The organism is Corynebacterium sp. MSK122 (assembly GCF_030229435.2).
Taxonomy (GTDB): Bacteria; Actinomycetota; Actinomycetes; order Mycobacteriales; family Mycobacteriaceae; genus Corynebacterium; species Corynebacterium marquesiae.
The window spans coordinates 1-5,039 of sequence record NZ_JASPHV020000045.1 but is presented as its reverse complement, the minus strand read 5'-3'; the positions used below and the strand labels follow the sequence as shown (position 1 = coordinate 5,039).

Here is a 5,039-nt window from a genome sequence, read left to right as displayed (position 1 = left end):
AGATCTACACTCTTGGCTATTCGTCGGCAGCGTCAGATGTGTATAAGAGACAGGACCGGACGGGCTGGGCGCGGCGTGGGCGCTCAAGTCCGCCGCAAAAGACTACCGCTGGACTCGACCTCGCAACCAAGGCGCGGCTGCGAGGTGGGTTCGGCGTGCTTGGGTGGGTTAATCATCGGCGTCGGTAGACAGCGCAGCCACGAAGGCCTCCTGCGGCACCGAGACGGAGCCCAGCGTCTTCATGCGCTTCTTACCGGCCTTCTGCTTCTCCAGCAGCTTGCGCTTACGGGAGATATCGCCGCCGTAACACTTGGCCAGCACGTCCTTGCGCATAGCGCGGATGTTTTCGCGGGCGATGATCTTCGAGCCGATGGCTGCCTGGACGGGCACCTCGAACTGCTGGCGCGGGATGAGCTCCTTGAGCTTCTTGGTCATCTTATTGCCGTACCACTGGGCGGAATCGCGGTGGACGATGGCGGAGAAGGCATCGACCGGGTCACCGTTGAGCAAAATGTCGACCTTGACTAGGTCCGCGAGCTGCTCGCCGGCCTCTTCATAGTTCAGCGAAGCGTAGCCCTTGGTGCGAGACTTGAGCATATCGAAGAAGTCGAAGATGATTTCGCCGAGCGGCATGGTGTAGCGCAGCTCCACGCGGTCCTCGGAGAGGTAGTCCATGCCGCCCATCTGGCCGCGCTTGGACTGACACAGCTCCATGGTGGGGCCGACGAATTGCTCGGGCACGATGACGGTCATCTTCACCACGGGCTCATAGACCTCGTTAAGTTTTCCTTCCGGCCAATCAGACGGGTTATGGACCCACTTTTCCTCGCCGTCTTCAGCCACCACTCTGTAGGTCACGGAAGGCGCGGTGGAAATCAGGTCGAGGCCGAACTCACGCTCCAAGCGGTCGCGGGTGATTTCCATGTGCAAAAGTCCCAAGAAGCCGCAGCGGAAACCAAAGCCGAGGGCGACGGAGGTTTCGGGCTCGAAGGTTAAGGAGGCGTCGTTAAGCTGCAGCTTTTCCAGGGCATCGCGCAGGTCCGGGAAATCGGCCTGGGAGATGGGGAAAAGGCCGGAGTAGACCATCGGGTCCGGATCCTTGTAGCCCTTGAGTGGGGTCTCGGCGCCGCCGTTGGACCAGGTGACGGTATCGCCCACCTTGGTCTCGCGGACGTCCTTTACGCCGGTAATGAGGTAGCCCACCTCGCCCGGGCCCAAACCCTCGCACTTTTGCATTGTGGGCGAGACGATGCCGATTTCCAACAGCTCGTGGTTGGCGTTGGTTGACATCATGGTGACCTTCTGGCGCGGGGTGAGCTTGCCGTCCACCATGCGGATATAGGTGACAACGCCGCGGTAGGTGTCGTAGACAGAGTCAAAAATCATGGCGCGGGCCGGCGCATCGGCGTCGAATTCAGAAGATGGCGGCGGGACTAGCTCGCAGACCTTATCCAGCAGCTCGACGACGCCCTCGCCGGTCTTGCCCGACACGCGCAGCACCTCTTCCGGCTCGCAGCCGATGATATTGGCGATCTCCAGCGCGTATTTTTCCGGGTCAGCGGCCGGCAGGTCGATTTTATTGAGGACCGGGATGATTTCCAGGTCGTTTTCCATCGCCAGGTAGAGGTTGGCAAGGGTTTGGGCTTCGATGCCCTGGGCGGCGTCGACAAGCAGGATGGCGCCTTCACACGCCTCGAGCGCGCGGGAGACCTCGTAGGTAAAGTCCACGTGGCCGGGGGTGTCGATCATCTGTAGGACGATCTGCTCCCCCTGCGCGGTGCCGGACTGGGGCACCCAGGGCAGGCGCACGTTCTGCGCCTTAATGGTAATGCCGCGCTCGCGCTCGATGTCCATATTATCGAGGAACTGATCACGCATATCGCGCTCCGCAACCACCTTGGATAGCTGCAGGATGCGGTCCGCCAGCGTCGACTTGCCGTGGTCGATGTGAGCAATAATGCAGAAGTTTCGGATTCGGGCGGGATCCGTAAACGTCGTGGCCGCAAAGTTTTCAGACATACGTCTACAATAGTCGACATGAAAAGCGGCATGCTCACCCGTCTGCGCCAAGCGCTGGGAATCAGCGAGCGCGAGCCAATAGACACCGGCCTGAGCCGCATTAATTCCCGGTTGGGGCTGGATAGGTCGGATGAGTTCCACGAGCCGCGCAAGGCCGCCGATATCCAGGTAGAGGCCACTGCCTCCCACCCCCGGTCCATATTTTTCACCCCCGATATGGACGGCCAGGCTGATTCCGGCGAGGTGGTCTGGGTGTGGGTGCCGGCCGAAGGCAAGCAGGCGCCACCGCGCGAGCGCGCCATTTTGGTCGTCGGCCGCACCCGCACCACGGTGTTGGGTTTGCTTATCTCCCCCAACCCAAAGCACGCGCTTGACGACGCCTGGCTGGAAATCGGCTCCGGCGAGTGGGACGAGTCCGGCTGCGATTGCTGGGTGCGCCTCGACCGTCTACTCGAGGTGTCCGAGGAGCAGGTGCGCCGGCAAGGCACGCTTTTTCCGGAACGCAGGTTCGAACGAATCGCGAATAGGTTGCGAGCGCGCTATCACTGGGCCTAGCCGCCGCGCGGCCGGCGGATAGGGAGCCATCGGACTGGGAGCCAGCAGCCTGGGAGACGACGGCCGCAGGGAGGGTTTTGGCAGGTCGGGTTCTGTACTGCTATTGTGTGTTGGTTACTTACTTGCCGGGCGCGCTGGTCGGGGCGGGCAGGACCTTGGGTTCGCTCTTCGAATACCAGCGCCGAGCGCGCCAGTGAATGCTGGCCGCGGGAGTAGTCCGAGTAGGTCGGTTTCTATGTCAATCACTTTCGATTACTAAGAGGTATTTTTCATGGCAAATATCAAGTCCAAGCAGAAGCGCGTTATCACCAACGAGAAGGCACGTCGCCGCAACAAGGGCGTTCGCTCCGCCGTCCGCACCGAGATCCGCAAGTTCCGCGAGACCGTTGCCGCTGGCGATAAGGCTGCTGCTGAGAAGCAGCTGCGCGTGGCATCCCGCGCCCTGGACAAGTCCGTGTCCAAGGGTGTCTTCCACCGCAACACCGCAGCCAACAAGAAGTCCGGCATGGCTTCCGCGTTCAACAAGATGGACTAAGAGCCATTGCACAGATCATCCCCCGGTCGCGCTCTACGGAGCGCGCCGGGGGATTTTCTTGGCCCACTCTAGGCCGCGGAACCGGCAGGCAAGGCCGGGCGGGACTTAAGCGGGGCGCTTAGGCCAGTTCGTCGTTGAAATAGTCTTCGAAGATGGCGCCGGCGTTGCGGAAGGCGTCGGCAAGCGAAGTGCCGCCGCGGGTTTCCACGAAGGTCTCGAAGGCGGTCAGGAACTGGATGTAGATGATGTTGACGGTCGGCGTGAGCCGCGGATCGGAGGACTTCCAACCTTCGCGGGCCTGCACGGCCTGGCGGACGCGCTGAATGATGCGGCCATTGCGCTGGCAGTACAGGGCACGCAGTTTCGTGTCCTTAGCCAGCGCCTGGGCCGTGAGCTGAGAAATTTCGGGGAAAAACTCATCGCCTACGGCACGGTTAAACTCGGCCATGGCTATGATTTCGGAATCTTCGCGCAGGCTTCCGGTGGGCAAGCCAGCGGCGAAGTTTTGGAATTGGTTCTCCACTTCCTCCGACATTTCGGGGCCTAAAACTGCCGATTCTTTGTCTTTTATGTAATTAAAAAGCGTACGGCGGGAAACGCCCACTTTGTGGGCGAGCTCCTCCATGGTGAACCCGTCATAACCATTCTCGATAACGAGGTTGAGCGCAGCGACTCGGATTTTTGATATACGCGGCATGAATGCCCCTTTCTGTCCCGACGCTCTACAAGCTTCAGTATCTTTTCTTTCTCCCCAAGGAATTGCGCGGAAATTCTATTTTGTCTACAAACTAAGGGATTTTGAGGCGATTTTATTACCTTATATTCGGTCAGGGAAACCACCATGCGCGCCATGGAAATTCCCCGCCGGTGCGTCTGCACATTTTCGCCCGTCATGGCACTATTTGGGAAAACTGTGACGTTAGACAACCAAAGGCGCTAAGCCCGCCCGGTCGCGCACCCGATTTATCCGATCGCGCGTTCGAAAGCCCGATGGTGCTCGTGTCCGGTAGGGCGGCTAAGATGAGTCAACGATGAAAAACGTTAAGCCACTGGTCAAATGGGCGGGCGGGAAGCGCCAGCTCTTGCCGCATATCCACGCCGCCCTGCCGGCGGATGCCCCGCGGCGTTTTTATGAACCCTTCATCGGTGGCGGCGCGGTGCTTTTCTCTCTCGAGCCGGCCAGAGCACGGGTCAACGATCTCAATGGTGAACTCATCAACCTCTATGAGGTGGTGCGCGACGGCGTCGATGAGCTCATTGCCGAGCTCGCGGGCTATCCCAATGAGGCAGAGTTTTTCTATGCGCTGCGCGCAGCGGACCGGGATGCCCAGCGGTTTGCCGCCCTCTCCCCTGTTGAGCGCGCCGCGCGGACGTTGTACCTCAACCGCACCTGCTATAACGGCCTGTATCGCGTGAACGCGGCGGGGCAATTCAACGCGCCGTTTGGGCGTTATAAGAATCCCACCATCTGCGATGAAGAAACGCTGCGCGCGGTCCACCGGTATTTTGCGGATAATGATGTGGCCTTCTCGCAGGGCGATTTCGCCGTGGCGGTGGCAGAGGCACGCGAAGGAGACTTTGTGTACTTCGACCCTCCCTATGACCCGGTGAACGTGACGAGCTCGTTTACCGGCTACCAAAAGGGCGGCTTTGACAGAGCGGAGCAAGAGCGGCTCAAAGAGGTCTGCGATGACTTGGATAGGCGCGGGGTGAAGTTCCTCTTGTCGAATTCAGCTACCGATTTCATCCGGGAGCTGTACGCGAACTATGAAGTAGGCATCGTGGGGGCGACGCGGGCGATTAACTCCGTTGGCTCGAAGCGGGGCAAGGTCGACGAAGTCCTGGTACGCAATTACGAGGTTCGCGGTGACTAGCGGCTGTCTCTTATACACATCTGACGCTGCCGACGAATAGCCAAGAGTGTAGATCT

General features: G+C 60.0%; 5 protein-coding genes. 3 read left to right on the top strand and 2 right to left on the bottom strand.

What is annotated here, in order from left to right; genetic code table 11:
• Positions 1-168: 168 nt before the first annotated feature.
• Positions 169-2,019 (bottom strand): translation elongation factor 4, encoded by a 1,851-nt coding sequence (gene lepA, locus QP934_RS11255; RefSeq protein WP_269953590.1) that lies wholly within the window; start codon positions 2,017-2,019, stop codon positions 169-171.
• 18 nt (positions 2,020-2,037) lie between these two features.
• Between lepA and QP934_RS11250 the strand changes: the two genes are divergently transcribed.
• Entirely contained in the window at positions 2,038-2,574 is a 537-nt protein-coding gene (locus QP934_RS11250; protein WP_049378502.1) for a type II toxin-antitoxin system PemK/MazF family toxin, read from the top strand.
• A gap of 271 nt (positions 2,575-2,845) precedes the next feature.
• Positions 2,846-3,109 carry a 30S ribosomal protein S20 gene (rpsT, locus tag QP934_RS11245; RefSeq protein ID WP_049378501.1) on the top strand — a complete coding sequence of 88 codons (264 nt, stop codon included), beginning with the start codon at positions 2,846-2,848 and terminating at the stop codon, positions 3,107-3,109.
• 118 nt (positions 3,110-3,227) lie between these two features.
• Here rpsT and QP934_RS11240 read toward each other — a convergent pair whose 3' ends face one another.
• Positions 3,228-3,806 (bottom strand): TetR/AcrR family transcriptional regulator, encoded by a 579-nt coding sequence (locus QP934_RS11240; RefSeq protein WP_284791421.1) that lies wholly within the window; start codon positions 3,804-3,806, stop codon positions 3,228-3,230.
• Between the two features lie 334 nt (positions 3,807-4,140).
• Here QP934_RS11240 and QP934_RS11235 point away from each other — a divergent pair, with 334 nt between their 5' ends.
• Entirely contained in the window at positions 4,141-4,983 is an 843-nt protein-coding gene (locus tag QP934_RS11235; RefSeq protein WP_419127570.1) for a DNA adenine methylase, read from the top strand.
• The last annotated feature ends 56 nt before the right edge of the window (positions 4,984-5,039 follow it).